At 72.6% G+C, this 23,313-nt stretch carries 22 protein-coding genes and 1 tRNA gene; 12 read left to right on the top strand and 11 right to left on the bottom strand.

Features of this window, described 5'->3' with window-relative positions:
• Window positions 1-90 precede the first annotated feature (90 nt).
• Window positions 91-876 carry a DeoR/GlpR family DNA-binding transcription regulator gene (locus AB0H52_RS19075; RefSeq protein WP_151488578.1) on the bottom strand — a complete coding sequence of 262 codons (786 nt, stop codon included), beginning with the start codon at window positions 874-876 and terminating at the stop codon, window positions 91-93.
• A gap of 199 nt (window positions 877-1,075) precedes the next feature.
• Between AB0H52_RS19075 and AB0H52_RS19070 the strand changes: the two genes are divergently transcribed.
• From AB0H52_RS19070 to nagA, 3 genes are read left to right on the top strand one after another with little or no spacing between them, the layout of a single operon-like run.
• Complete coding sequence (locus tag AB0H52_RS19070) at window positions 1,076-2,005, top strand: sugar isomerase (protein WP_151488579.1); 930 nt, start codon at window positions 1,076-1,078, stop codon at window positions 2,003-2,005.
• A gap of 14 nt (window positions 2,006-2,019) precedes the next feature.
• On the top strand, window positions 2,020-2,970 hold the full coding sequence (locus AB0H52_RS19065) for an ROK family protein (RefSeq protein WP_357948973.1): 951 nt from the start codon (window positions 2,020-2,022) through the stop codon (window positions 2,968-2,970).
• On the top strand, window positions 2,967-4,076 hold the full coding sequence (nagA, locus tag AB0H52_RS19060) for an N-acetylglucosamine-6-phosphate deacetylase (RefSeq protein ID WP_357948910.1): 1,110 nt from the start codon (window positions 2,967-2,969) through the stop codon (window positions 4,074-4,076). The genes AB0H52_RS19065 and nagA overlap by 4 nt, the downstream gene beginning before the upstream one ends.
• A gap of 332 nt (window positions 4,077-4,408) precedes the next feature.
• On the opposite strand, the gene AB0H52_RS19055 is transcribed toward nagA, so the two are convergent.
• The gene (locus tag AB0H52_RS19055; RefSeq protein ID WP_225854182.1) at window positions 4,409-5,620 is read right to left on the bottom strand and encodes a DUF4032 domain-containing protein; all 1,212 of its coding nucleotides are present in this window, start codon (window positions 5,618-5,620) and stop codon (window positions 4,409-4,411) included.
• A gap of 102 nt (window positions 5,621-5,722) precedes the next feature.
• On the opposite strand from AB0H52_RS19055, the gene AB0H52_RS19050 reads away from it, so the two are divergent.
• Window positions 5,723-6,469, top strand: coding sequence for a phosphatase PAP2 family protein (locus AB0H52_RS19050; RefSeq protein ID WP_151488582.1), 747 nt, complete (start codon window positions 5,723-5,725; stop codon window positions 6,467-6,469).
• A gap of 9 nt (window positions 6,470-6,478) precedes the next feature.
• Entirely contained in the window at window positions 6,479-7,714 is a 1,236-nt protein-coding gene (locus AB0H52_RS19045) for an APC family permease (protein ID WP_357948906.1), read from the top strand.
• A gap of 146 nt (window positions 7,715-7,860) precedes the next feature.
• Here the strand turns inward: AB0H52_RS19045 and AB0H52_RS19040 are convergent, their stop codons facing one another.
• Window positions 7,861-9,780 (bottom strand): NAD-binding protein, encoded by a 1,920-nt coding sequence (locus tag AB0H52_RS19040; protein ID WP_357948903.1) that lies wholly within the window; start codon window positions 9,778-9,780, stop codon window positions 7,861-7,863.
• 95 nt (window positions 9,781-9,875) lie between these two features.
• Between AB0H52_RS19040 and AB0H52_RS19035 the strand changes: the two genes are divergently transcribed.
• From AB0H52_RS19035 to AB0H52_RS19020, 4 genes are all read left to right on the top strand, one after another.
• Complete coding sequence (locus tag AB0H52_RS19035) at window positions 9,876-10,358, top strand: MSMEG_6728 family protein (RefSeq protein WP_357948900.1); 483 nt, start codon at window positions 9,876-9,878, stop codon at window positions 10,356-10,358.
• 29 nt (window positions 10,359-10,387) lie between these two features.
• Window positions 10,388-11,941: an FAD-dependent oxidoreductase gene (locus tag AB0H52_RS19030; RefSeq protein WP_357948898.1), complete on the top strand. Its 1,554-nt coding sequence runs from the start codon at window positions 10,388-10,390 to the stop codon at window positions 11,939-11,941.
• A gap of 66 nt (window positions 11,942-12,007) precedes the next feature.
• On the top strand, window positions 12,008-13,240 hold the full coding sequence (locus AB0H52_RS19025; RefSeq protein WP_357948895.1) for a hypothetical protein: 1,233 nt from the start codon (window positions 12,008-12,010) through the stop codon (window positions 13,238-13,240).
• A gap of 214 nt (window positions 13,241-13,454) precedes the next feature.
• Window positions 13,455-13,898 (top strand): HNH endonuclease, encoded by a 444-nt coding sequence (locus tag AB0H52_RS19020; RefSeq protein WP_151493337.1) that lies wholly within the window; start codon window positions 13,455-13,457, stop codon window positions 13,896-13,898.
• A 70-nt stretch (window positions 13,899-13,968) separates the two neighbouring features.
• Here the strand turns inward: AB0H52_RS19020 and AB0H52_RS19015 are convergent, their stop codons facing one another.
• The 3 genes from AB0H52_RS19015 to AB0H52_RS19005 all read right to left on the bottom strand — a co-directional run bounded on the left by AB0H52_RS19015 (window position 13,969) and on the right by AB0H52_RS19005 (window position 18,873).
• Window positions 13,969-15,441 (bottom strand): protein kinase, encoded by a 1,473-nt coding sequence (locus AB0H52_RS19015; protein ID WP_357948892.1) that lies wholly within the window; start codon window positions 15,439-15,441, stop codon window positions 13,969-13,971.
• A 90-nt stretch (window positions 15,442-15,531) separates the two neighbouring features.
• Complete coding sequence (locus AB0H52_RS19010) at window positions 15,532-16,299, bottom strand: enoyl-CoA hydratase/isomerase family protein (protein WP_151490517.1); 768 nt, start codon at window positions 16,297-16,299, stop codon at window positions 15,532-15,534.
• A gap of 201 nt (window positions 16,300-16,500) precedes the next feature.
• A complete protein-coding gene (locus tag AB0H52_RS19005) occupies window positions 16,501-18,873 on the bottom strand; it encodes a M4 family metallopeptidase (RefSeq protein ID WP_151490518.1) in 2,373 nt (790 codons plus the stop codon).
• Between the two features lie 209 nt (window positions 18,874-19,082).
• Here AB0H52_RS19005 and AB0H52_RS19000 point away from each other — a divergent pair, with 209 nt between their 5' ends.
• Window positions 19,083-19,574, top strand: a complete 492-nt coding sequence (locus AB0H52_RS19000; RefSeq protein ID WP_192580307.1) for a protealysin inhibitor emfourin — start codon at window positions 19,083-19,085, stop codon at window positions 19,572-19,574.
• A 10-nt stretch (window positions 19,575-19,584) separates the two neighbouring features.
• Here AB0H52_RS19000 and AB0H52_RS18995 read toward each other — a convergent pair whose 3' ends face one another.
• The 5 genes from AB0H52_RS18995 to AB0H52_RS18975 all read right to left on the bottom strand — a co-directional run bounded on the left by AB0H52_RS18995 (window position 19,585) and on the right by AB0H52_RS18975 (window position 21,353).
• Window positions 19,585-19,875, bottom strand: a complete 291-nt coding sequence (locus tag AB0H52_RS18995; RefSeq protein WP_357948888.1) for a histidine phosphatase family protein — start codon at window positions 19,873-19,875, stop codon at window positions 19,585-19,587.
• Window positions 19,872-20,228 carry a histidine phosphatase family protein gene (locus tag AB0H52_RS18990; protein WP_357948885.1) on the bottom strand — a complete coding sequence of 119 codons (357 nt, stop codon included), beginning with the start codon at window positions 20,226-20,228 and terminating at the stop codon, window positions 19,872-19,874. The genes AB0H52_RS18995 and AB0H52_RS18990 overlap by 4 nt, the downstream gene beginning before the upstream one ends.
• A 71-nt stretch (window positions 20,229-20,299) precedes the next feature.
• The gene (locus AB0H52_RS18985) at window positions 20,300-20,719 is read right to left on the bottom strand and encodes a VOC family protein (RefSeq protein ID WP_151490521.1); all 420 of its coding nucleotides are present in this window, start codon (window positions 20,717-20,719) and stop codon (window positions 20,300-20,302) included.
• Between the two features lie 35 nt (window positions 20,720-20,754).
• A complete protein-coding gene (locus AB0H52_RS18980) occupies window positions 20,755-21,156 on the bottom strand; it encodes a helix-turn-helix transcriptional regulator (protein ID WP_151490522.1) in 402 nt (133 codons plus the stop codon).
• A 120-nt stretch (window positions 21,157-21,276) separates the two neighbouring features.
• A tRNA-Thr gene (locus AB0H52_RS18975) sits at window positions 21,277-21,353 on the bottom strand.
• Window positions 21,354-21,695: 342 nt separating this feature from the next.
• On the opposite strand from AB0H52_RS18975, the gene ugpC reads away from it, so the two are divergent.
• Window positions 21,696-22,787 (top strand): sn-glycerol-3-phosphate ABC transporter ATP-binding protein UgpC, encoded by a 1,092-nt coding sequence (gene ugpC / locus AB0H52_RS18970; RefSeq protein WP_151490540.1) that lies wholly within the window; start codon window positions 21,696-21,698, stop codon window positions 22,785-22,787.
• A 170-nt stretch (window positions 22,788-22,957) separates the two neighbouring features.
• Window positions 22,958-23,266 (top strand): hypothetical protein, encoded by a 309-nt coding sequence (locus AB0H52_RS18965; protein ID WP_151490541.1) that lies wholly within the window; start codon window positions 22,958-22,960, stop codon window positions 23,264-23,266.
• Window positions 23,267-23,313 lie beyond the last annotated feature (47 nt).

Raw genomic sequence — 23,313 nt, 5'->3', positions numbered from 1 at the left:
GCCGACACCATACGCGGTATGCAGACGGGTGCAATACCGGGTATGCATCGACGCGCCGAAAGAGCTAATTCATCGACCGAGCGTGACCGGTCAGGCGCAGATGACGTGCACACCGGCGGCGCGGAACGCGTCCACCACCTCCGGGGCGGCACCCGAGTCGGTCACCAGCGTCTCCACCCGCTCGACGGGGCAGATCCGGGCGAAGGCGTGACCCCCCAGTTTGGACGAGTCCGCGATGATCACCACCCGCTTGGCACGGGCCACCATCAGGTTGTTCATCGCCGCCTCCCCCTCGTGGTGAGCGGCGGCACCGAGCTGCGGGTCGATCGCGTCCACGCCGAGCAGCGCGATGTCCAGGGTCACCTCGCGCAGCAGCGCCCCACCCAGCGGGCCGACCAGCTCGAACGACTTCGGGCGTACCACCCCGCCGGCCACCACGACCTTCATCCGGGACCGCACCAGCAGCTCGTTGGCGATGTTCAGCGCGTTGGTCACCACGGTCAACTGGGCGCCCTCGGCGCTGGTGTTCAGATCCGGGCGGACGGCGAGCGCGCGGGCCACCTCCGTACTGGTGGTGCCGCCATTCAGGCCGACCACGGTGCCCGGGGTGACGAGCGCGGCGGCGGCCGCTCCGATCCGCTGCTTCTCGGCCGAGTGCTTGGCCGTCTTGTAGCGCAGTGGCAGGTCGTAGGAGACGCCGTTCGCGACCGCGCCGCCCCGGGTCCTCGTGATCATCTGCTGCTGGGCGAGCTGGTCGAAGTCGCGCCGGATGGTGGCCTGGGAGACGTCCAGCCGCTCGGCGGCCGTCTCGACGCTGACCCGGCCGTTGTCGGTCAGCATCTCGAGCAGGGCGTTCCATCTGGCGTACCGGTCCACCGCGGGGGTCCTCCAGAGACTGCACGGACGGTGATTGATTGCGTGCACACTAGTGCGCGAAACTGGGCGGGCGCAAAAGACTGGGCTGCGCGATCGGCCGGTCGGTTGCGACGGCCACCCGCGTTCGCGCAGAATAACGCGCGAAATACGGGTGTAACGAGCCGTATCGCGCACCGGTCGGCCTTGCGAGGAGTTTCCCATGGCGTACGTGGACGCGGAGATCGCGAGCCAGCCCGACTGCTGGCGGGAGGCCGCCGGACTGGCCGGGGTCGTACGCGATGACCTGCCGCGCCCCGGCGAGCGGGTCGCCGTCGTCGGTTGCGGCACGTCGTGGTTCATGGCGATGGCGTACGCGGCCCGCCGGGAACAGTCCGGCCAGGGCGAGACCGACGCGTTCCAGGCGTCCGAGTTCCCCGCCGGCCGCCGCTACGACCGACTCATCGCGATCACCCGCTCCGGCACCACCACCGAGGTGGTGGAGCTGCTCGCCGCGCTGCGCGGGCACACGCCCACCACCGTCCTCGTCGGCGACCCGACGTCCCCGGCGGTCGAGCTGGCGGCCGCCGCGGTGACCATGCCGTTCGCCGACGAGCGGTCGGTGGTGCAGACCCGTTTCGCCACCACCGCGCTGGCCCTGCTGCGGGCACACCTCGGTGACCCGGTGGCCGCGCTCGCCGCCGACGCCGAGGTGGCGGTGCGCTCCCCGCTGCCGATCGACCCGGCCACCATCGGGCAGGCCACCTTCCTCGGTCGGGGGTGGACGGTCGGGCTGGCCCACGAGGCAGCGCTGAAGTGCCGCGAGGCGGCCACGTTCTGGGCCGAGGCGTACCCGGCGATGGACTACCGGCACGGCCCCATCTCGGTCGCCGCGCCCGGCCGGCTGGTCTGGGCGTTCGGCGAGTTGCCGGAGGGGCTGCCCGAGGACGTGGCCGCCACCGGAGCGGCCTTCGTGCACAGCCGTACGCACGGCTGGCGCACGGTGCTGGGCAGCTGGTCCGCCGGTCGTACCCCGGTCGACCCGATGGCCGACCTGATCCTCGCCCAACGCTTCGCGGTCGCGCTCGCGACCAGTCGGGGCCTCGACCCGGACGCGCCCCGACACCTGTCCCGGTCGGTGGTGCTGGCGTGAGGGACGCCGACGCCATGGACGCCGACCGGGTGGTCGTCGCGCTGGACGTTGGCGGCACCGGCATGAAGTGCGCCCTGGTCCGCCCGGACGGTGTCGCGGTACGCACCGAACGGCACCCCACCGACGCGACGCGCGGCCCGGACGCCGTGGTCGACACCATCCTGGACGTCGCCGTCGGGCTCGCCGACAAGGCCCGCGCCGACGGGCTCACCCCGGTCGCGGTCGGCATCGCCGTACCGGGGATCGTGGACGAGGCGCGCGGGGTGGCGGTCTGGTCGGCGAACGTGGGCTTCCGGGACGTACCCCTGCGGGACCTGGCGGTGTCGCGGCTCGGCCTGCCCACGGCGCTCGGCCACGACGTGCGCGTCGGTGGTCTCGCCGAAGCACGGCTCGGTGCCGGGCGCGGCGCCGGGCACGTGCTGTTCGTGGCGATCGGCACCGGCATCGCCGCCGCACACGTGGTCGACGGCGCCGCCGCGGTGGGCGCGCACGGCGCGGCCGGCGAGATCGGCCACATCATGGTCCGGCCGGACGGCCCGCGCTGTGGCTGTGGTCGACCCGGCTGCCTGGAGGCGGTCGCCTCGGCCGCCGCGATCGGCCGCCGCTACGCCGAACTGGCCGGCGAGACCGTCGGGGTGGTGACCACGGCCGAGGTGGCTCAGCGGGCCGCCGCCGGCGAACCGCTCGCCGGTCGGGTCTGGCAGGAGGCCGTCGAGGCGCTCGCCGACGGCCTGGCCACCGGGCAGGCACTCTTCGACGTGGCGACGATCGTGCTCGGCGGCGGCCTGGCCCAGGCCGGGGACCGGCTGTTCGACCCCCTGCGGGCGGCGCTGCACGAGCGGATGACCTTCCACCGGGAGCCGCGGCTGGTCGCGGCGGCCCTCGGCGACGAGGCCGGTTGCCTCGGCGCCGCCCTGCTCGCCCTGGACGCCCTGGGTGTCCGTGACCGTCAGGAGAAACGATGACCGTACGGGTGAACGGCCGAGTGGTGACCCCGACCGGTGTCATCCGGCAGGGCTGCGTCGAGTGGGACGGCGACCGGATCACGGCGGTGGCCGAGTATCCGTCGGTGCGGGACGGGCACTGGATCCTGCCCGGCTTCGTCGACATGCACACGCACGGCGGTGGCGGGCACACGTTCACCACCGGGGACGCCGCCGAGGCCCGGGCGGCTGCCGACTTCCACCTGGCGCACGGCACCACCACCCTGCTGGCCAGCCTGGTGAGCGCTCCCTTCCCGCTGATGCGCACCGCCACCGAGGCGTTCGCTCCGCTGGTCGAGGAGGGTGTGCTGGCGGGCGTCCACTTCGAAGGGCCGTACCTGTCGGCCGCCCGCTGCGGGGCACAGAACCCGGAGTACCTGCGCGACCCGTCCACCGAGGAGCTGACCGAGCTGATCGAGTTGGGTCGCGGCGCGGTCCGGATGGTCACCCTCGCCCCCGAACGGGACGGCGCGCTGGAGGCCATCAAGCTGCTCACCGCGCAACGGGTCGTGGCCGCGGTGGGGCACACCGACGCCACGTACGAACAGACCCGCGCCGCCGTCGCCGCCGGCGCCAGCGTCGGCACCCACCTGTTCAACGGGATGCGGCCGCTGCACCACCGTGAGCCGGGACCGGTGGTGGCACTGCTCGACGCGCCCACCGTGATCTGCGAACTCGTCGCCGACGGGGTGCACCTGCACGACGGAATGTTGACGTTCGTCACCGCCACCGCCGGCCCGGACCGGGCCGCGCTGATCACCGACGCGATGGCCGCCGCCGGTATGCCCGACGGCGAGTACGAGCTGGGTGGCCAGGCCGTCACCGTGACCGACGGGGTGGCGCGGCTGGCCCGCGACGGTGCGATCGCCGGCAGCACCCTGACCATGGACGCCGCGCTGCGGCACGCCGTGTCCAGCGGGATCCCGATCGCCGACGCCGCCCGGATGGTGGCCACCACCCCGGCGCGGGCCATCGGCCTGGGCGACCGGGTCGGCGCCCTCCAGGTCGGCCTCCGCGCCGACCTGGTGGTGCTGGACGACGACCTGAACGTGGTGCGGGTGCTGCGCAACGGCTCCTGGGTGGAGTGACACCGAGGCCGGTCGGTTGCGGTCGAGCCAGCCGGGCGCGGTCGAGCGAGCCGGGTCTGTTGCGCGGCCTGTAGAGCTGCCCCACATGTGGGGCGCAAGGCGGGCAGCGGACGAGCATCGGAGCGGAGAGCGAGCAAGGCAGCTGCGGAACGCAGCCGCCCCACATCTGGGGCAGCTCTACACGACTACCAGAGACCGTCTGGAGCTGAATCGTCTACGACATCAGCTCCAGAGTTGGCGCCCAGACATCTCGCCACGCCGCTCCGCGCAACGCCGCTCCGCGCAACGCCAGGCCACCGGCCGCCAAGTGAGCACGACGACCCGGCCGGGCCTCAGCCGATGGCGGGGACGTCGACGCCGAGCACAGCCTGCTCGTCGGGGCGGTGCACCAGAACGTCGGCCAGGTACGACTGGACCGCATGACGCATGCCGACGTCCCGGCCGGCCTGCTCGGAGAGCAGCCACTTGTGCTCGATGATCTGCGCGAACAACTCCTGCGGCTCCAGCTTGCGACGCAGGTGCGCGGGAACGGCACGGACCACCGGCTCGAAGACCTCGGTGAGCCAGCGGTGCGCCGCCTGCTGCTCGTCGATCAGGTCGCTTTCCGCCCGGTAGGCGTCCAGGTCGTTGAGCAGCTTGCGGGCCTGGTTCTCCTCGGCGTCCAGGCCGGTCAGCCGCAACAGCCGTCGGGTGTGGTAGCCGGCGTCGACGACCTTCGGCCGGACCAGGAAACGCCCGTCCTCGGCGCTCGACATGGCGACCTCGGCCACGTCGAAGCCCAACTCGTTGAGGCGACGGATCCGGCCCTCGATGTCGTGCCGCGCCTCCCGCTCGACCGCCTGCTCGTAGGTGATCTCGTGCCAGAGCCGCTCGTAGCGCTGCACGACCTCCTCGCAGACCACCTCCGGGTCGATGGACTCGTGCAGCAGGCCAGCGGCCTGCAGATCCAGCGCCTCGCCGAAGATGTTGACCCGGGCGATCTCCAGGTCCTCGCTGCGCTGCCCGTTGGAGAGCGCGTTGTGCAGGGCACCCGTCTCCGCGTCGACCAGGTAGGCGGCGAAGGCGCCCGCGTCCCGGCGGAACAAGGTGTTGGACAGCGAGCAGTCGCCCCAGAAGAAGCCCGTCAGGTGCATCCGCACGATCAGGGCGGCGAGCGCATCCAGCAGGCGGCTCATCGTCTCCGGTCGCAGGGTGTGCGAGAAGAGCGCCCGGTACGGCAGCGAGAACTGAAGGTGCCGGGTGATCAGCACCGATTCGAGCGGCTCCCCGTCCTCGGTCTGCCGGTCGGCGACCACCGCCACCGCCTCGACCGACGGGAAGTCGATCCGCTCCAGCGCCCGCAGCAGGTCGTACTCCCGCTCGGCGATCCGCTCGCGGGTCTCCTTGAACGCGTACACGTAATCGCCCAACCGGACGAACCGGACGATGTGTCGGGAGATGCCCTGCGGCAGCGCCACCAGGTGCTGGGCAGGCCACTCCTCCAGCGGTGTCGACCAGGGCAGGTCGAGCAGCGCCGGGTCCACGAGGGCAGACGTGATCCGCACGGGCACAAGCATGACGCCTCGCCCCCCGCATCCGCCTCACATCGTGGTTGGGCACACAGCGCCGAACACCCCGGGCTCCCGCCGGGCCGGTAGCGTGGTCCCGTGCTCAAACCCTCGGCGGTACGACGTGACCTGCGGCTACGGCCCGTCCGCCCGGCCGGCTGGTGGTTCGACGCGCTACTGCTTGCCGGGTTCGGCGCGTTGACCCTGACCCTCGCCGGAGGTGCGTTGCTCGGTGTGGACCTCGCCGTCCGGGAGTGGGCCTACGCCCATCACCCGGCGCCGATCTACTGGACGGCGCGGGCATTCAACTTCCTCGGGCAGGGTGGCTGGCTGCTGATGCCGATCGCCGGGGCGCTCGGCCTGGCGGTCGCGTGGCGGGCGCGCACAGTCCGGCCACTGCTGCTGCTGGCGGGGGCATTCGTGCTCCTGTACCTGACGGTCGGACCGCTCAAGGTCCTGACCAACCGGGCGGCACCCAGCTCCGACCTGCCGCCGAGCGAGTCGGTCCGGATCTTCAACGACCTGCCGCCCACCGAGTACGACCTCTCCTACCCGTCTGGGCACGTCGCCAACGCGATCGTCTGGTACGGCGTCATAGCCGTGCTGCTGACCGCTTTGACAGCCGGGCGACTGCACCCGACAGTGCACCGACTGATCCGATTCGCGCCGCCAGCGATCCTGCTGGCCACCACGACATACCTGAACTTCCACTGGCTCACCGACGGAGTGGCGGCCCTGCTGCTCGGCCTCTTCCTGGACCGGCTGCTGCACCGGGTGCCGTGGGACGACGTGCCGCTTCCGGGCCGGCTACGCGGATGGGACCGGCCGTTCACCTCGTACCCCTAGGGTCGGCTCGTGGATCAACTGGCGCGGCGGCTCGGCGTACCCGATGCAGTTGTCATCGGGTTGGGTTCGATGCTCGGCGCCGGCGTCTTCGTGGTCTTCGGCCCGGCCGCGGCGGCGGCCGGCGGCGCCGGCCTGCTGCCCGCGCTGGTGCTCGCCGGGTTCATCGCCTTCTGCAACGCGACCAGCTCGGCGCGGCTGGCGGCCCGCTATCCGGAGTCCGGCGGCACCTATGTCTACGGCCGGGAGCGCCTCGGGCCGTTCGCCGGTTTCGTGGCCGGTTGGGGGTTCGTGGTCGGTAAGACGGCGAGCTGCGCGGCGATGGCGTTGACCATCGGGGCGTACCTGTGGCCGGGTCAGGCCCGGCTGGTCGCCGTCGGCGCGGTGCTCGCGGTGACCGCGGTGAACCTGCGCGGCATCGGCAAGACGGCCACCGCCACGAAGCTGCTGGTGGCGCTCGTGCTCGCGGTGCTCGCCCTGGTCGCGGCCGTCGGCGTGGTGGGCGGCCCGGTGCGCCTGGATCGGCTGACCGACCCCGGCGGCTCGGCCCGGGGTGTGCTCACCGCCGCCGGGCTGCTGTTCTTCGCGTTCGCCGGGTACGCGCGGATCGCCACGCTCGGCGAGGAGGTCCGCGACCCGCAACGGACCATCCCCCGCGCGGTGCCGCTGGCGCTCGGGGCGGTGCTCGCGATCTACCTGGTGCTGGCCGTGGTCACGCTCGGCGTGCTCGGCGCCGACCGGCTGGCCGAGTCCGCCGCGCCCCTGGTCGACGTGGTGACCACCGCCGGGTTGCCCGGCCTGGCCTGGGTGGTCCGCGCCGGTGCCACCATCGCCGTCGTCGGGGTGCTGCTCTCCCTCGTCGCCGGGGTCGGCCGGACCACCCTCGCGATGGCCCGCCGCCGCGACCTGCCCGGCGCGCTGGCCGCCGTGCACCCCTTGCACCAGGTGCCGCACCGCGCCGAACTGGCCGTGGCCGCCGTGGTGATCGTGGTGGTGCTGCTCGGCGACGTCCGTGACGCGATCGGCTTCTCCAGCTGCACGGTGCTCGTCTACTACGCGGTCACCAACGCGGCGGCGCTGACCCTGGGCTGCGACCCGGACCGGCGGTTGCCGGTCCGGGTGCTGGCCGTTTCCGGGCTGGTCGGGTGCCTGCTGCTCGCGGTGAGCCTGCCGCTGGGCAGCGTCCTCGCCGGCTTCGGTGTGCTCGCGGCCGGTGCCGCCTCGTACGCTCTGCGGGCCCGCCGCTGACTCGGGCAGGCGGCCCGGTCAGCGACTCAGCTCGCCGACGCGTTTGAGCTCATCATCCCGCCCGACGAACGTGGTGAGCTGACTCGGCAGCGTCGGTTCGGCCGCCGCGCGTACCTCACTGCGGAGCACCGAAGGTGGCCAACAAATCAAGGAGAGATCGTGTCGGCCGACTCGCCGATCTCCGGTGGTGCCGGCACGGGATGAGCCGCGCCGGGCGCGGGGGCGGCGACGCGCCACTCGGCCTGCCCCGGCTCCGACGTGGGCGTCGGGTGTGGCACCCCACCGGCGGGCCGGGGGACCGGGCCGGAACGGGCGGGCGGGGCGCAGTGCCTGGTCAGCCAGTCCAGCCCACGGCGGCGGGCGACCACGGTGAGCCGGTCCCCCGCGAAGATCACCTGTCGCGGGTCGAGGTCCTTCCACCAGATCGCCTTCGTCCCGCCAGCCGGGGTCCGGGCGATCAACCGGACCTGCCCGTCCCGGTTGACCTCGTCCAGGGGCCGGCCGTCGAGATCGGAGCCCGCGGCGACCGGCACCTCGGCGACCGGCAGCGCATGCCGGTCGACCGGGATCGTGGTGATCACCGCACGTTCGGTGAGGGCGCCGATGAAGGCCGGTGCCGCCAGGTAGGACACCGATCGGGACACACCGAGCGCGAACGTCTCGTCGACCCGCTCGGCGAAGTCACCGTCGAAGAGCCGCAGCACCACCCGCAGGCCGTCACGGAGATCCCGGGCGGCCAGCGCCGCCTCCAGGTTTGCCACGTCGTCGGTGGACGCCACCACCAGCGCCTGGCAGTCGGCCACCGACGCGGCGGCCAGGGTCTCCGGCAGGGCCGCGTCCCCGACGATGAGCGGCACCTCCAACTGTCGGGCCAGCGCCGCGCCGCGCGGCTGCGGATTCTTGTCGATCGCCACCACCTCGACGTCGTACTCGCGCAGTTGCGCCATCACCCGGGTGCCGACGTTGCCCAGGCCGATCACCACGACGTGCCCGACCCGGGCGGGTTGCAGCCGGCCGGTGTGCAGGGCCAGCCGCGCGTTGACGATGCCGTCCACCACCACGGCGGTGATCAGCGGGATCAGCGCCAGCCCGGCCAGGTTGAGCACCACCTGCATGATCTGCGCATCTATCGCCTTGTCGGTGTCCGGGTCGGCGCCGCTGAGGGTCGTGACCAGCGTCAGGTACAGCGCCTCCACCGGGGAGACGTCCTCGGCGCGGGAGATCAGCGCACCGAGTACCGCGATCACCGCGAGCACCAGCATCACCGCGATGCCGATCTTGCGGGTGGCGAAGCCGCGTACCGCCCCCAGCAGCATCGTGACCGGACGGCGCCGCCGCCGCGCCCGGACCAGCCGGCGGGCCGCCACCTCGGTCCCCGGCGGCTGGCCGGTCGCCTCGGCCAGCACCAGGTCGGCGCCGGCCTGCTCGGCCGGCAGCAGCTCCACCCCCTGCTCGTCACCGCCGTGCGCCAACGCGCAGACCACATCCTGCGGACGCACATCGGCCCGGCGGGCCACCCGGAACGTCTTGTCCCGATGCTGGAAGGAGCTCGGGTCGACCTCTCCGAGCGCGGCGGCCACGAACGCCGGCGCCGCCATCTCGGCGTCGGAGAGCACCTCGACCGGCGCCTTGAGCAACTTTCGTACGCCCTCGGCGAGGGTGCCGTTGAACATCCGCAGCACCTGCCGGACCCGCTGGTCGACGGCCTGGGCGCAGAGCGCGGCGTGCAGGTTGCCGACGTCGTCCTGGTGCAGCAGGGCCAGCCCGGTCGCCCCGGCCAGCCCGGCGGCCTCGAAGGTGGCCACGTCCAGCCGTTCCGAGCGGACCACCCGCACCCCGCGCAGCCCCGCCACGTCCGGCCCGTTGCTGCGGTAGCGCTCCGGCACCACCACGGTCACCCGGGCGCCGCCGGCGGGCAGTTCGGATTCGAGCATCGCCCGTGCCACGTAGTAGGCGAGCGCGTCCCGTCCGCAGATCACGTAGTGCGGTCGCGGGTCACCCGCGGCCCGCAGCCGCCAGTTCCACTCGACCGCCCGTCGCGCCCGGTCCCGCCACGGCTCCGCCATGCCCGGATCGTAATCAGCGCGACCATGGGTGGGCGACCCTGTCCGGATCATCCCCGAGCAGGCATGTCGGCCCGGTCGGCGGGTAGAGCAGCGCAATGCAGACCTTCCTGCCGTACCCGGACTTCCTGGCCAGCGCCCGCGCGCTGGACCAGCGGCGGCTGGGCAAGCAGCGGGTGGAGGCCATCCAGGTGCTGCGCGGACTCACCCGCCCCGACTACGGCTGGCGGAACCACCCGGCGGTGAAGATGTGGGCCGGGTACGAGGAGGCGCTCACCCGGTACGGGCTGGACATGTGCGCCGTCTGGACCGAACCGGGACGCGCCGACACCTGCGCCACCACGATGACCGTCGACCTGGCCGCCGCCTGCGGGACCGGCGTGGTGCGTACCCAGGACGAACTGGACCGCGCCGGCGAGCTGCCGCCCTGGCTGGGCCGCGACGACCTGCACCTGAGCCACCGCTCGTCGCTGGTGCGCAAGGACCCGGCGCACTACCGCCCGATCTTCGGCGACGACGTCCCGGAGGACCTGGAGTACGTCTGGCCTGCCTCCGACCGCGCGCGCCGCTGCCTTCCGTAGGGGAGACTGACCCGAACAGGGAGGTTCTCGTGGCGCTGTCGCACATGGTGGGTCGACTCATCGGCGTACGCCAGCACCAGGTGGACCCGGGCGGCGGTGGCGCCGACCGCGTGCCGCGACCGGTCTCGGCGGTGGTGGTGGGTGGTGGCATCGCCGGCATGTCGGCGGCGGTGGTGCTGGCCGAGCGGGGCGTCGCGGTGACGGTGCTGGAGGCCGCGCCCACCCTCGGCGGCCGGCTGGGCGCCTGGCCGGAGGCCCTGGCCGACAGCAGTCAGCAGAACGAGCACGGCTTCCACGCGTTCTTTCGGCAGTACTACAACTGGCGGTCGATCCTCCGCCGGATCGACCCCGACCTGGGCTTCCTCAAGCCCATTCCGGGCTATCCGATCCTGAGCGGGGAGTGGCCGACCGAGGAGTTCGGCAAGCTGCCGCCGGCACCGCCGGCGAACCTGCTCGCGCTGCTGCTGCGCAGCCCCAGCCTGCGCCTCGCCGACCTGCGTCTGATGGATCGGGACGCCGCCCTGCCGCTGCTCAGCTACGACCCGGTGCGCACCTACGCCGACCTGGACGACGCGACCGCGGACGAGCTGCTGGCGTCGCTGCGACTGCCGGACCGGGCGCGGGCCATGCTGTTCGAGGTCTTCTCGCACTCGTTCTTCAACCACGAGGCGGAGATGTCGGCCGCCGAGATGGTCGCCCAGTTCCACTTCTACCTGCTCGGCAACCCGGAGGGGCTGGCCTTCGACTGCCCCGACGAGGACTATGCGACCGCGATCTGGGAGCCGCTGACCCGGCACGTGGAGAAGCACGGCGGCCGGGTGCTCACCAGCGCCGCCGCGACCGGCGTGCACCGCGACGCGGACGGCTGGCGGGTGACGACCACCGACGGCGGCAGCCATCCGGCGGGCCACGTCGTGCTGGCCGTCGACCCGCCGGCGCTCGCCGCGCTGGTCGCGGCCTCCCCCGACCTGGTCACGCAGGCACCGGAGCTGGTGGCGCGGATGCCCGCGTTCGGCGCGCCCGGTCCGCCGTACGCGGTCGCGCGGTACTGGTGCGACGGGGACGTCGCCGCCGGCCGAGCGGTGTTCAGCGGCGTGTCCCGGCAGCCCACTCTGGACTCGGTGACGCTCTATCACCGGCTGGAGAACGGGTCGCGGCGCTGGGCGCGGCAGACCGGGGGATCGGTGATCGAGCTGCACGCGTACGCCTGCGAGCCCGACGTGCCGGCCGCGGAGCTGGCCGAGCGGATGCGCCGCGAGCTGGTCACGCTCTGGCCGGAGGTCGCCGGCCTGCGGGTCCGGGAGCTGCGGGCCCGGGTCCAGGCGCAGGCGCCGGCTTTCACGCCGGGCAGCCACGCCTGGCGACCGGGGGTACGCACCGACGCCGCCGGCCTCTACCTGGCCGGCGACGGCATCGGCACGGACTTCCCGAGCGCGTTGATGGAGCGGTCCGCGGCGACCGGCATCATCGCCGCGAACCACATCCTGCGCGCGGAGGGCGGCGCGGCCGAGCCGGTGCGCTCGATCCGGCCGCGGGGACTGCTGGCCGGGCGGGACAAGCGAAACCGACAAAAGCCTCTATAAGCGGCGGTACGCTGCCGTACGCTCGATTGATCATCTGTCGATCGGTCGGGCGGGAGGGCAGCGGAGATGTCACCACTGCACCGTGCCGGCGCCCAGAGCGGACCGCCCGCCGAGCAGGCCGGCCGGGACGACGCGTACCCCCTCATCCGCGACGAGCGCGCCTGCGTCGTCACCGCCCTGCGCCTGGGCTGGTGGATGGCGGACGCGTACCACCACGGGCGCAACGCCCAGCCCGCCCCGACCGCCCCGCCCCGCCCACCGGCCAAACTCTCCAACCTGACCGAGATGTCCACACCCCGCCGGATGCGGATGTACCTCGACGGGGTCGACGTCGCGCTGGCCCAGATCGCCGCGCTCACCCGGCACAACGGACCCCTGCCCGACACGGCCGCCGCCCGCGCCCGGCTGCCCGACCTGGACCGGCTACCTGACCTAGACCGGCTGCCCGACCTGCGAACGTCCGGCACCACCGACACGGAACCGCTGCTGCTCGCCCTCGACGACCTCAACGTGGACGTGCTGCGGTGGACGATGGCCACCAACCTGCGGGTCGGTCTGGCCTACCGGCTCGGCCGGTCCCTGGCCGACACGGTCCGGCCCGGCGACGCCACCGAACTGCTGCGGCGCTTCAACGGCCGGCAGGTCCAGATCAGCCGGTGGCTGGACGAGCTGGCCACCGTGCTGCCGCCGTACTCGGCGGCCGTCGTACGCCGCTCGCTGGCCGCCTGGGCGGTCGCGGTGGAACGCTCCGGCCGGGGCGACCCGACCGAGCCCTCGCCCGCCGAGTTGAGCCGCGAGCTGCGCAACCAGGGTGACCTGTGGCGCGGCGTGCTCACCGGCGGTCTGCATCCGCGCGACCTGCTCGACGAGGAGGATTACGCGGTGGTCGCCCGGAACCTGATCATCCGGGACCGGCGGCTGGTGGCGCAGGCGGCACGGGGCATCTTCTGGCCGGTGCTGGTGCCTCTGCTGGTGGTGCTCTTCGCCGTCGTCGGGGTGAGCGCCGCCGCCGCGGCCGGCTCACCGACCGCCCGGGCCACCGTGGCCCTGCTCGGCCTCGGCGCCGGGATCGCCGCCATCTGGCGATCCGTCTCCGGCCCGGCGCTGGCGGTCGCCGGAGAGGTCAACCGACCGCTGCTGGACAGCGAACTCACCGCACGGATGGCCCTGCGGCTCGATCGGCCCCTGACCGCCGTCCGCCGCGCGGCGGGGGTCACCGCGCGGCGGCAGCGCCGCCCGGAGGAGCCGGGGAGCCGATCGAAATACGTTGCCCCCCTGTCCCGCCCCGACCTACCGTGATCACGCAAGGTCAACCACCCGCCGCGGGAGCAGCTCATGACGAAGTCGCACGTCACCAACGTGCCGTCGACGCTGCCCGGCGATGGTTGCCGGGCGGAAGGACCTCGGGCGGGCCGGCCCGACTGACGCGTACCCGTACGCGCCGAGCCGCCCGTCCGTCAGCCGGACCGGGCGGCTCTTCGCTGTCCGTCACCATCTGTCGAAAGGAGTCCCGGTGGACGCCGTTCTCGTCATCAACGCCGACCTCGGCCCGCTGCACCGGGTCTCCGTCCAGCACGCCATCCGGATGCTCTGCCGCCGGGTGGCGGAGATCCACGAGGCGGAGCCGGACCAGGTGATCGGGGTCTTCCCGATGCCCCGGGTGGTGCGGCTGGTCCGCTACGTGGTCACCCGGTGGCGGTTCAGCGCCGGGCCCGCCTGGTCCCGGGCCGGGGTGCTGCGCCGCGACGATCGGTGCTGCGCGCACTGCGGCGGCCCGGCGTCGACCATCGACCACATCCTGCCCCGCTCGCGCGGCGGCCGGAACACCTGGCGGAACACCACCGCCGCCTGCTACGCCTGCAACCAGCGCAAGGGCGACCGTACGCCGGCCGAGGCGGGCATGCCGCTCCGCCGGGAGCCGGTCAACCCGGGCTGGGCGGCGCTGGCCGGGCGGTGACCGACCGGCCGGCGGGAACGGGGGGCCGTGTCCGGGGGTACGCCCCGGCGCGGCACCCGCCGGCCCCCGGTCAGGCGGACCGTTCCTTCACCTTCGGCTTCGGGCTGCCGCTGGCGCAGTGCACCCGGATCTCGCTGCGGTTCTCGGCGGAGGTCAACTGGACCTGGACCTGCTTCGCCGGGCCCGGGTCGTACGCCTCGGCCTCGTAGCCGGGTGCCAACCTCACCGCGAGCACCTCGGCCGACCCCTCCTGGCAGCGGACGGTGACCGTCCCGCCGCGGGCGTCCACCGGCACGCCCACCGGCTCGGTGGGTGTGGGCGTGACCTCGGGTCGGGTCGGTCCCGGAGGGCTGACGGTCGGGCTCGGGGTCGACGTGCCGACCGAACCGGGCGGGGGGCCGGTCCGGGGGGCGACCGGGGCGTTCCCGGCCGACGGACTGGCGGGTGCTCGGGTGTCGGCCTGGTCGGGCTGCTCAACGGTCCGTGGCAGCCCGACGGTGGTGGTGCCTTCCGATCCGATGCCGGTTCGCGGGGTACCCGCGTCGTGCCGATGCGTACGGGAGTCACCGAGCGATCCGGCTGCCGCCAGGGCCGCGACCACCGCCCCCACGACCGCCAGCACGGCCCGCCGCCGTCGCCAGGAGGAGGTACGCCCCGGCTGCCCTTCGTTGTCCGTGGACCGGGCCGCGACCACGCTCGCCCCGCCCGGGGCGACCGGTCCACCCGCCGCCGGCCCGCTGGCGGCGACGCCCAGGATGCGGGCCGCCTCGGCGGCCGGTGGCCGGTCGGCGGGGTCGCCGGCCAGGCACCAGCGGTAGAGCCGGTGGATCTCCGCCGGCACGCCGTCGATCTCGGGCAGCGGGGCCGGCTCGACGTGGACGTGGGCGGGCAGCATCCCGGCCTGCGCCTCGGTGGCCGAGGGCAGCCGACCGGTGAGCGTCCGGTGCAGGAGCAGGCCGAGGGCGTACACGTCGCAGGCCGGCAACACCTCGCCGGCCGCCAGCCGCTCCGGCGCGAGGTAGGCCGGCGTACCCAGCAGCCGCCCCTCGAAGTCGACCTCCGGATCGCCGACGGCGGCCGCGATGCCGAAGTCGAGCACCTTGGCGCCGGTGGGGGTGAGCATCACGTTGCCCGGCTTGATGTCGCGGTGCACCAGCCCCTGGGCATGCGCGGCCTCCAACGCCGACGCCACCTCGGCGCAGACCCGCAGCCCGGCGAGGGGTGGCAGTGGGCCGGTGGCCAGCCGTTGTTCGAGGGTGGTGCCGCTGAGCAGCTCCAGCACCACGAACGGAACCTGCACTCCGTCGAGAAGCGACTCCCCGAAGTCGTAGACGCTGGTGACATGCGGATGCGACAACCGGCCGGCCGCCTTGGCCTCAGCCCGGATCCGCTGTCGGGCGGCGACGTCCGAGGCGACGAGCACCTTCACCGCCACGTCCCGTTCGAGCACCTCGTCGTACGCCCGGTGCACCTCGGACATGCCGCCGCTGCCGAGGCGCTCCAGGAGCCGGTAGCGGCCCGCAAGCAACCGATCACGCTGCACGACCGACAGCCTGCCGTACCACCCCGGCCCGACACCACCCGGGATCGAGGTTTCGCAATGGCTGAAACTCCGGCCGCGGTGCCTGCGCGTTCAGCCGCCGGTGGGCGCCTGCCAGGCGAAGCGGGGTGCGCGGCGCTCGGCGACGGCCGCCACGCCCTCCCGGGCCTCACCGCTGTCCGCGACCTTGCGGTGCCACCAGGCGATCCGCGCCGGTCCGGCCCGGTCGTCGATGATCTCCTTGGCCGCGGCGATGCTCAGCGGCGAGCGCTGGGCGATCGTGGCGGTGAGGTCGTCCAGCCGCGCGGCGAGCCGGTCGCCCGGCAGCACCTCGTCGACCAGGCCGATCCGCAGGGCACGTTCGGCGTCGATCAGCTCGGCGGTGAACAGCAGGTGCTTCGCCGCGGACGGACCGACCAGCCGGGACAGCCGCCGGGTGGTCGGCGCCGGGTAGACCAGCCCGAGCCGGGCCGGGGGTACGCCGAACCGGGCGTCGTCGGCGGCGATACGTAGGTCGCAGGCGACCGCGAGTTGGGCGCCACCTCCGACACAGGCGCCCCGGATGGCGGCCACGGTGGGTTTGGCGAAGCGAGCGAGCCGTTCCTCGGCGGCCACCGCGATGCTGGTGTCGCCGGCGTCCAGCAGCTCGGCCAGGTCGCCGAGATCGGCACCGGCGCAGAAGGTGTCGCCCGCTCCGGTGAGCACCACCGCCCGTACGCCTGGGTCGGGTTCCAGCCGGTCGAGCAGGTCGGGAAGCTGCCGCCACATGGCCGCGGTCATCGCGTTACGACGAGCCGGGTTGTGCATCACCACGGTCGCGACCGGTCCGGCCACCTCGACGGTCAACGTCGCGTCCGACACGTCCACCCCTTCCCGCGCCGCACGTCCGACGCCGCCGATCTGGCCCCCGGCGTCGTGCGCCGGTGCCGCGACCATAACGGCGCGAGCCGGGCGGCGATCGGTCAGGTCACACCCGGCACGGCCGTGCTGCTGACGCAGCGTGGCCCGGCGCGAGCCCGGCGGCCTCCGAGGGGAGGCCGCCGGGCCGGTGCGACGGTCAGGTCAGGAGACGGTGAGGGCGGTGTCGTCGACCACGAAGGACGTCTGCAGCGAGGCGTCCTCGGTGCCGGTGAACTTCAGGCTGACGGTCTGGCCGGCGTACGCGGCCAGGGAGAAGGACTTCTGGCTGTAGCCGGTGGCCTTGTTCAGGTTCGAGTAGGTCGCCAGCGTGGCCAGCACCGTCCCGGACGGGTTCAGCACCTGAACGCGCAGCGTGTCGTACGCGACGCTGGTGGTGGTCTCGGCCGAGTCGATGTGCAGCCAGAAGCTGACCGTGTACGACGTACAGCCCGCCGGCAGGGCCACCGACTGGGCGAGCGTGTCGGTGTGGCTGGTCCCGTACCCGTTCAGCCACGCCTTCCACGACCCGGTGCGGGCCGCCTGGCTGCTGGAGCTGGTGATGACTCCGGAGGTGGCCGTCCAACCGGTCGCGCCGGACTCGAAGCCCGGGTTGGCCAGCTTCTGCCCCGGCGCGGTGCAGCCGCCCCCGGTTCCGTTCACGGTCAACGTGTAGGTCGCGGTCCGGGTGACCGAGCCGGCGCCGTTGACGGTCACCGAGTACGTGCCGGGAGGCGTGCTCGCCGACGTGCTGATGGTGAGGGTGGACGAGCCGCCCGAGGTCACCGAGGCGGGGCTGAACGCGGCGCTCGCCCCGCTGGGCAGTCCGGACGCGGAGAACGTCACCGTCTGCGCCGAGCCGCTGGTGGTGGCGGTCGAGACGGTGGTGGAGGCCGAGCTGCCCGGGTTCACCGAGCCGGCGGTCGGCGACAGCGACACGGAGAAGTCGTTGCCGGTCGAGCAGGGCGCGTCGTTGCCGGCCACGTTCACCGCGGTCCAGGCGGCCTGCACGGTCTTGTACTCGGTGGAGCAGCTGCCGTACAGGTCGGTGGCCGCGCGCAGGCTGTAGGCCCGCGCGGTGTTCGCCGGGTTGCTGGTGTTGACGTACGCCGTGTTGGAGGTGAAGTAGACGTCCAGCGCCCGGAACCAGATCTTCTCGGCCTTGGCCCGGCCGATGCCGGTCACCGCGGGGGCGGAACCGCAGACCGGTGAGGTGCCGTACGCGGTGGCGCCGGTGCCCTCGGCGAGGTTGAAGTAGAAGTGGTTGGCGACGCCGGAGGAGTAGTGCACGTCCTTGTTCTTGGTGCTGGTGGACCAGCAGCTGTCGGACGCGCCGTCCAGCGACGGGTTGTACATGTATCGCAGCGGCGTGCCGTTGCCGTTGATGTTGATCTTCTCGCCGACCTGGTAGTCACCCGGGTCGCTCGGCGCGGCGGCGTAGAACTCCACCATGTTGCCGAAGATGTCGCTGGTGGCCTCGTTGAGGCCGCCGGACTCACCGGAGTAGACCAGGCCGGACAGCGCCTCGGTGACACCATGGCTCATCTCGTGCCCGGCCACGTCCAGCGAGACGAGCGGGCGGGAGTTGCCCGAGCCGTCGCCGTAGGTCATCTGGGACCCGTCCCAGAACGCGTTGACGTAGTTGGTGCCGTAGTGCACCCGGCTCGGCACGCCATTGCCGTTGCCGAAGATGCCGTTGCGGCCGTGCACGTTCTTGTAGTAGTCGAACGTCTTCGCGGCGCCGAAGTGGGCGTCGACGGCGGCGGACTGCCGGTTGGAGTTGGCGCCGTTGCCCCACGCGTTGTCGGCGTCGGTAAAGGTCGTGCAGGTGGACGTGCCGTTGTTCATGTCGCAGGTACGGCCGTTGCCGTGCGACGGGTCGATCATTTGGTAGGTGCTGCCGGAGAGCGTCGTGTCGATGCTGACCGTGCCGGTGTAGATGCCCTGGCCGCTGCCGACCACCGACTCGATCTCGTCGTACGACCCGACGGCCGCGCCGGTGGTGGCGTCGGTGATCACGTGCAGCCGGGACGGGGTCTGCCCGTCGGGCTGCCAGCCGCTGACCACGGTCTCCCAGGCCAGTCGGCCCGTGCCGGAGCTGGCGTCGACGAACAGTTCCGGGGCGCCCACGGCCTCGACCTTGCCGGTGAACCCGGCGCGGGCGGCCTTCTTCGCCGCGCCCGCGGTGACCTTGGCCGTGGTGGCGAGGGTCAACGGCGCGACCAGGCCGACCGAACTGCCGGCGTACGTGCCGTTCGGCGCGGTGTGGATGACGAAGTCACCGCCGTACACCCGCAGCCCTTGGTAGGTCCGGGTGTAGCGGGTGTGGGCGGCGCCGGTGACGTCCACCTTGGTGCTGTGCACCTGGTAGGACTCGGCGCTTGAACCCTGGACGGCACCGGGGTTCGTCCGTAGGACGGTTGCCGCCTGAGCCGGCGCGGGGGCGGTGGGCGGAGCCGCGTGCGCCGCGGTGGCGACACAGGTCAGCAGGCCGCTGGTGAGCAGCGCTGCGCTGACGGCGGCGATGGGTCGTTTCACATGCCCTCCTGGAAGGAGAAGAGTGTGACGGGGGTAGTCACGCATGTAGATATAGCTATGTGTTGAGCAAAAGAGAAGGCTTGGAACGCTCCCAGACATCGACACTGGCCGAACGGATGAGTGCCGTGACGAGGGAACCCACGTCCGGTGTCGTGCGTCCGACGGACATGAGACCCGCCTCGACAACCGGCGTTACCATCGCGCTCCTGGTGGCCCTCCTGTCCGGCTGCACCGGCACCGACCGGGGCGGCAGCCCCTCGAGCCAGTCACCCGGCACCCTCGGCCCGACCCCGACCGGCACGACCACCGGCACCCCGCCGACCATCGCCCCCACGATCGCTCCGACCACCCGCGCGGTGGCACCCCAGGTCATGCTGCGGCGCTCCGGCGGCTTCGCCGGGCGCGGTGACGCCGTCACCATCGAGCCCGACGGGCGGTGGACGGCCGTGGACCGGGCCGGCAGCCGGCGTACCGGCCAGCTCGGCACCGCCGACCTCGGCCGGCTGGGCGGGCTCGTCGCCGACCCCCGTCTGGCCGCCGAGGCACGCCAGACCGCCACCCCGAGCGGGTGCGCGGACGCGTTCAGCTACCGGTTGACCGTCGGCACCATCGAGACCGGGTACATCGACTGCCCCAGTGAGGTGACCCCACCACCGGCCACCCGCGCCCTGGTCGATCTGATCCTGCGGGCCACCGACTGACCGCCCGGGATCAGACCAGGTAGTCCGCCGGCAGGCCGGTGCCCCGCAGCTCCGACGGCAGGTGCGCCACATCGTTGAAGGCGACCAGGGTCGGCGGGCCCGCCGGCCCGTACCGGATCACGGTCAGCCCCGCGTTGTGCGAATTCACGCCCAGCCAACGCCGCTCCGGCGCGTCGAGGGCCTGCCGGACCAGCCAGCCGATCAGGAAGGTGTGCGTCACGAGCAGCTCGCGAACCGGCTCGCCGCCGTCGGCTTCCGCAGCGACCGGGCCGGTGAACCGCCGCACCGCCGCCGCCGTCACGCGCGGCCCGTCGGCCCGCTCGGCCGCCGTGAACTGGGCCAGGAAACTGGCGTACGCCGGGGGAAGGCCAGCCGGATCAGTGTCTGCGGGAGGTGGTCACCGGCCAGCTCCGTCTCGTACACCGGAACCCCCGGCAGCGACGCCGCGACCAGGCGGGCGGTCTCCGCGGCCCGGCGCAACGGCCCGTGGTGTACGGCGGTGAACGCGTGGCCCCGCAGCCGCTCGCCGAGCAACGTGGCCTGCCGCCGGCCCCGTTCCGTCAGGCCGGTGTCCGGCTCCGCGACGGCCGGCTCCCCCATCTCGGTCAGGTCCTGCTCACCGTGTCGGGCCAGATACAACAGGCGGGTGATCATGCCCCCCACCCCAACACAACGGGAGGTGCGGGGTTGACCCCGCACCTCCCGACACCGCAATAATCGGCCGGCTACGCCCGCGGGAACATCTGGCCGATGCGGATCCGGTTGCCGAACGGATCCCGGATGCCGAAGTCGATCCCGTAGGGACGCTCGGTCGGCTCGTCGGTGATCTCGACGCCCTTCGCGACGAGATCCTCGTGCGTCTTGCGCGCGTCATCGGTGGTCATGAAGAGGTACCCACCCAGGGCGCCCTTGGTGAGCAGCTCCCGGACCTGCTCGGCGGTGGCCGGGTCCAGCGCCGGCGGACCGGGCTTCTCCAACAGGATCTCGCGCTCCGGGTCGCCGGGCAGGTTGACCGTCAACCAGCGCATGAAACCGAGGTCCTGGTCGGTGTTGACCTCCATGCCGAGCTTGTTCACGTAGAAGTCGAGCGCCTCGTCCTGGTCGAGGACGTAGATCTGGGAGCGGCTGATCGCGTTCATCGTCATGCCCATGACGCTAGAGGTCTCCCCTGACCTGCTGCTTATCCAAAACTACTTGGTCGCGTCCAGGCCTTCGCGAAGCACGACGGCACGTTCGCCGGGGCGGCGCGGGAACGGCGGAAATCGGAGGGCGACTCACCCACGATCTGCCGGAACGTCCGGCTGAACGTGCCCAGACTGCTGAAGCCGACGGCGTAGCAGATGTCGGTCACGTCCCGGTCGGTCTCCACCAGCAACGCCATCGCCCGCTCCACCCGCCGACGTTGCAGGTAACGGTGCGGGGTCTCACCGAAGGTGGCCCGGAAGGTACGGATGAAATGGGACTCCGAGACGAGGGCGATCCGCGCCAGCGCCGGAATGTCCAACGGCTCGGCGTACGCCCGATCCATCGCGTCGCGGGCACGCAGCATCGCCCGGTTCGACTCCTCCACCGCGCGACTCATCGGCCCCCCGCCCTACTCCGTTCGCCACGCTCGTTCAGGCGCTCGGTGGGAACTCCCGTGAGTCCCGTTGCTGTCAACCGGTCGACGCGGGCAGCGCCGCTTGGGAATGCCTGGTGGAATTGGAGCCCCCGGCCGGGATCGAACCGGCGACATCTCGCTTACAAGGCGAGTGCTCTGGCCAGCTGAGCTACAGGGGCGCGTGTGTCGTGGTCAGCATAGCGAGTGACGTCCGGGTATCCCGCTCGCGAGGGCTCCCGAGCACGGGAAACGTCAACAACCCGACGCCCGGGGGTTTCCCGGGGCGTCGATTGATGTCCGACCGTGCCCGAGTGACCGGAATGCGTAGACGGTCTGGCGCGTTCGAGGATCCCCCGCCTTGGCAGCGCGGGGAAACCCGTTTACGGTTCAGTCACACGGACGACAACCCGGGCCGCCCCCGCGACCGGGCCGCCGTCCGCTGACCGGCGCGGACACGTGCCGGTCGCTCCTTCACTCGGATCGTCCGGCACGTTCCTGCCGGTGAAAGGAAGCGCTTCACCATGGCTACGGTCACCTATTCCAAGGCGTCCCGGATCTACCCGGGCACCGAGCGTCCCGCCGTCAACGAGCTGGACCTCGAGATCGGCGACGGCGAGTTCCTCGTCCTGGTCGGCCCCTCCGGTTGCGGCAAGTCCACCAGCCTGCGGATGCTCGCCGGCCTGGAGGACGTCGACGCGGGCTCGATCTACATCGACCAGCGCGACGTGACCCACCTCCCCCCGAAGGCCCGCGACATCGCGATGGTCTTCCAGAACTACGCCCTCTACCCGCACATGACGGTGTACGAGAACATGGCGTTCGCCCTCAAGCTGCGCAAGACCTCGAAGTCGGAGATCGACCGTCGGGTCAAGGAGGCCGCCGGGCTGCTCCAGCTGGAGGAGTACCTCAGCCGCAAGCCGAAGGCGCTCTCCGGTGGTCAGCGTCAGCGTGTGGCGATGGGCCGCGCGATCGTCCGCGAGCCGCAGGTCTTCCTCATGGACGAGCCGCTGTCGAACCTCGACGCCAAGCTGCGCGTGCAGACCCGTACGCAGATCGCGTCGCTGCAGGCCAAGCTGGGCGTCACCACGGTCTACGTCACGCACGACCAGGTCGAGGCCATGACCATGGGTCACCGGGTCGCGGTGCTGCTCGACGGTGTCCTCCAGCAGGTGGACACCCCGCGGGCGCTCTACGACACCCCGGCCAACGTGTTCGTCGCCGGCTTCATGGGCTCTCCCGCCATGAACATCAAGACCGTTTCGCTGAACGAACAGGGTGCCGAGTTCGCCGAGCTGCAGATCCCGCTCACCCGTGAGCAGGTCGCGGCGGCTCGCGCCGAGGGTGGCGACGGCAAGGTGACGGTGGGCTTCCGCCCGGAGGACTGCGACCTGGTCAGCCCGACCGAGGGCGGCATGCCGGTCGTCGTCGAACTGGTCGAGGACCTCGGCTCGGACGCCAACGTCTACGGCCACGCCGCGCTGGGTGGCAACTCGGAGCGCTTCGTCGTCCGCACCGACCGGCGCAGCATGCCGAACATGGGTGACACCGTGTTCGTCAAGCCGCGCACCGGCCGCAGCCACGTCTTCCACGCCGCCACGGGCAGCCGGATCTGACGTAACGCCGTACCGGAAAGGGGTGGTCCGCTTCGGCGGGCCGCCCCTTTTCGTCATACCGGCGGTGGGTTCTCACCCTGTGGTGCCAGCACGGAGATGGCTCTGCGGGGTGACCCGGCTGGGCCGTGCGCGCTCGTACCGTCACGGCACGCCGAACCCGAGGAGACGCCGTGACCGCCACCGCTCACCCGATCAGCCGTTCCGGGCCGTACCGGATCGCCCGCCTGGCCGGGCGCAGCCTCGCCTACTGCGCGACGCTGGTGCCGGTCGCCCTGCTGGCGCTGGTGACCGCCCCGCTGGGCGGAGCCGGTAGCGCCGCCGCGCGCTGGCGTGCCCTGCGTACCGGACTGCTCGCGATGCCGCCGACACCCGCGCCCGGCCGGCGACCCGGCCCGGCCGCGGTGCTCGGCCACGCCCTGCTCAGCCTGCTCCTCGGTCTGGTGGCGCTGCTCTTCGTCGCGTGGACCCACCAGATTTGACGACGAGGGCCCCCTCCCGCGAACGGCGGGAAGGGGCCCTCGTCGAT

It is taken from the genome of Micromonospora sp. NPDC050695, from assembly GCF_040654415.1.
In the GTDB taxonomy this organism is placed as follows: Bacteria; Actinomycetota; Actinomycetes; order Mycobacteriales; family Micromonosporaceae; genus Micromonospora.
Note: the sequence above shows the minus strand (reverse complement) of the source record. Positions and strands in the feature narration are given on the sequence as shown.

What these genes read in the sequence shown, in the direction of transcription:
- AB0H52_RS19070 (WP_151488579.1), top strand. Translation starts at nt 1,076, where the DNA reads ATGGCGTACGTGGACGCGGAGATCGCGAGCCAGCCCGACTGCTGGCGG.
- AB0H52_RS19065 (WP_357948973.1), top strand. Translation starts at nt 2,020, where the DNA reads ATGGACGCCGACCGGGTGGTCGTCGCGCTGGACGTTGGCGGCACCGGC.
- nagA (WP_357948910.1), top strand. Translation starts at nt 2,967, where the DNA reads ATGACCGTACGGGTGAACGGCCGAGTGGTGACCCCGACCGGTGTCATC.
- AB0H52_RS19040 (WP_357948903.1), bottom strand. Translation starts at nt 9,780, where the DNA reads ATGGCGGAGCCGTGGCGGGACCGGGCGCGACGGGCGGTCGAGTGGAAC.
- AB0H52_RS19035 (WP_357948900.1), top strand. Translation starts at nt 9,876, where the DNA reads ATGCAGACCTTCCTGCCGTACCCGGACTTCCTGGCCAGCGCCCGCGCG.
- AB0H52_RS19025 (WP_357948895.1), top strand. Translation starts at nt 12,008, where the DNA reads ATGTCACCACTGCACCGTGCCGGCGCCCAGAGCGGACCGCCCGCCGAG.
- AB0H52_RS18990 (WP_357948885.1), bottom strand. Translation starts at nt 20,228, where the DNA reads ATGATCACCCGCCTGTTGTATCTGGCCCGACACGGTGAGCAGGACCTG.
- AB0H52_RS18985 (WP_151490521.1), bottom strand. Translation starts at nt 20,719, where the DNA reads ATGACGATGAACGCGATCAGCCGCTCCCAGATCTACGTCCTCGACCAG.
- AB0H52_RS18980 (WP_151490522.1), bottom strand. Translation starts at nt 21,156, where the DNA reads ATGAGTCGCGCGGTGGAGGAGTCGAACCGGGCGATGCTGCGTGCCCGC.
- ugpC (WP_151490540.1), top strand. Translation starts at nt 21,696, where the DNA reads ATGGCTACGGTCACCTATTCCAAGGCGTCCCGGATCTACCCGGGCACC.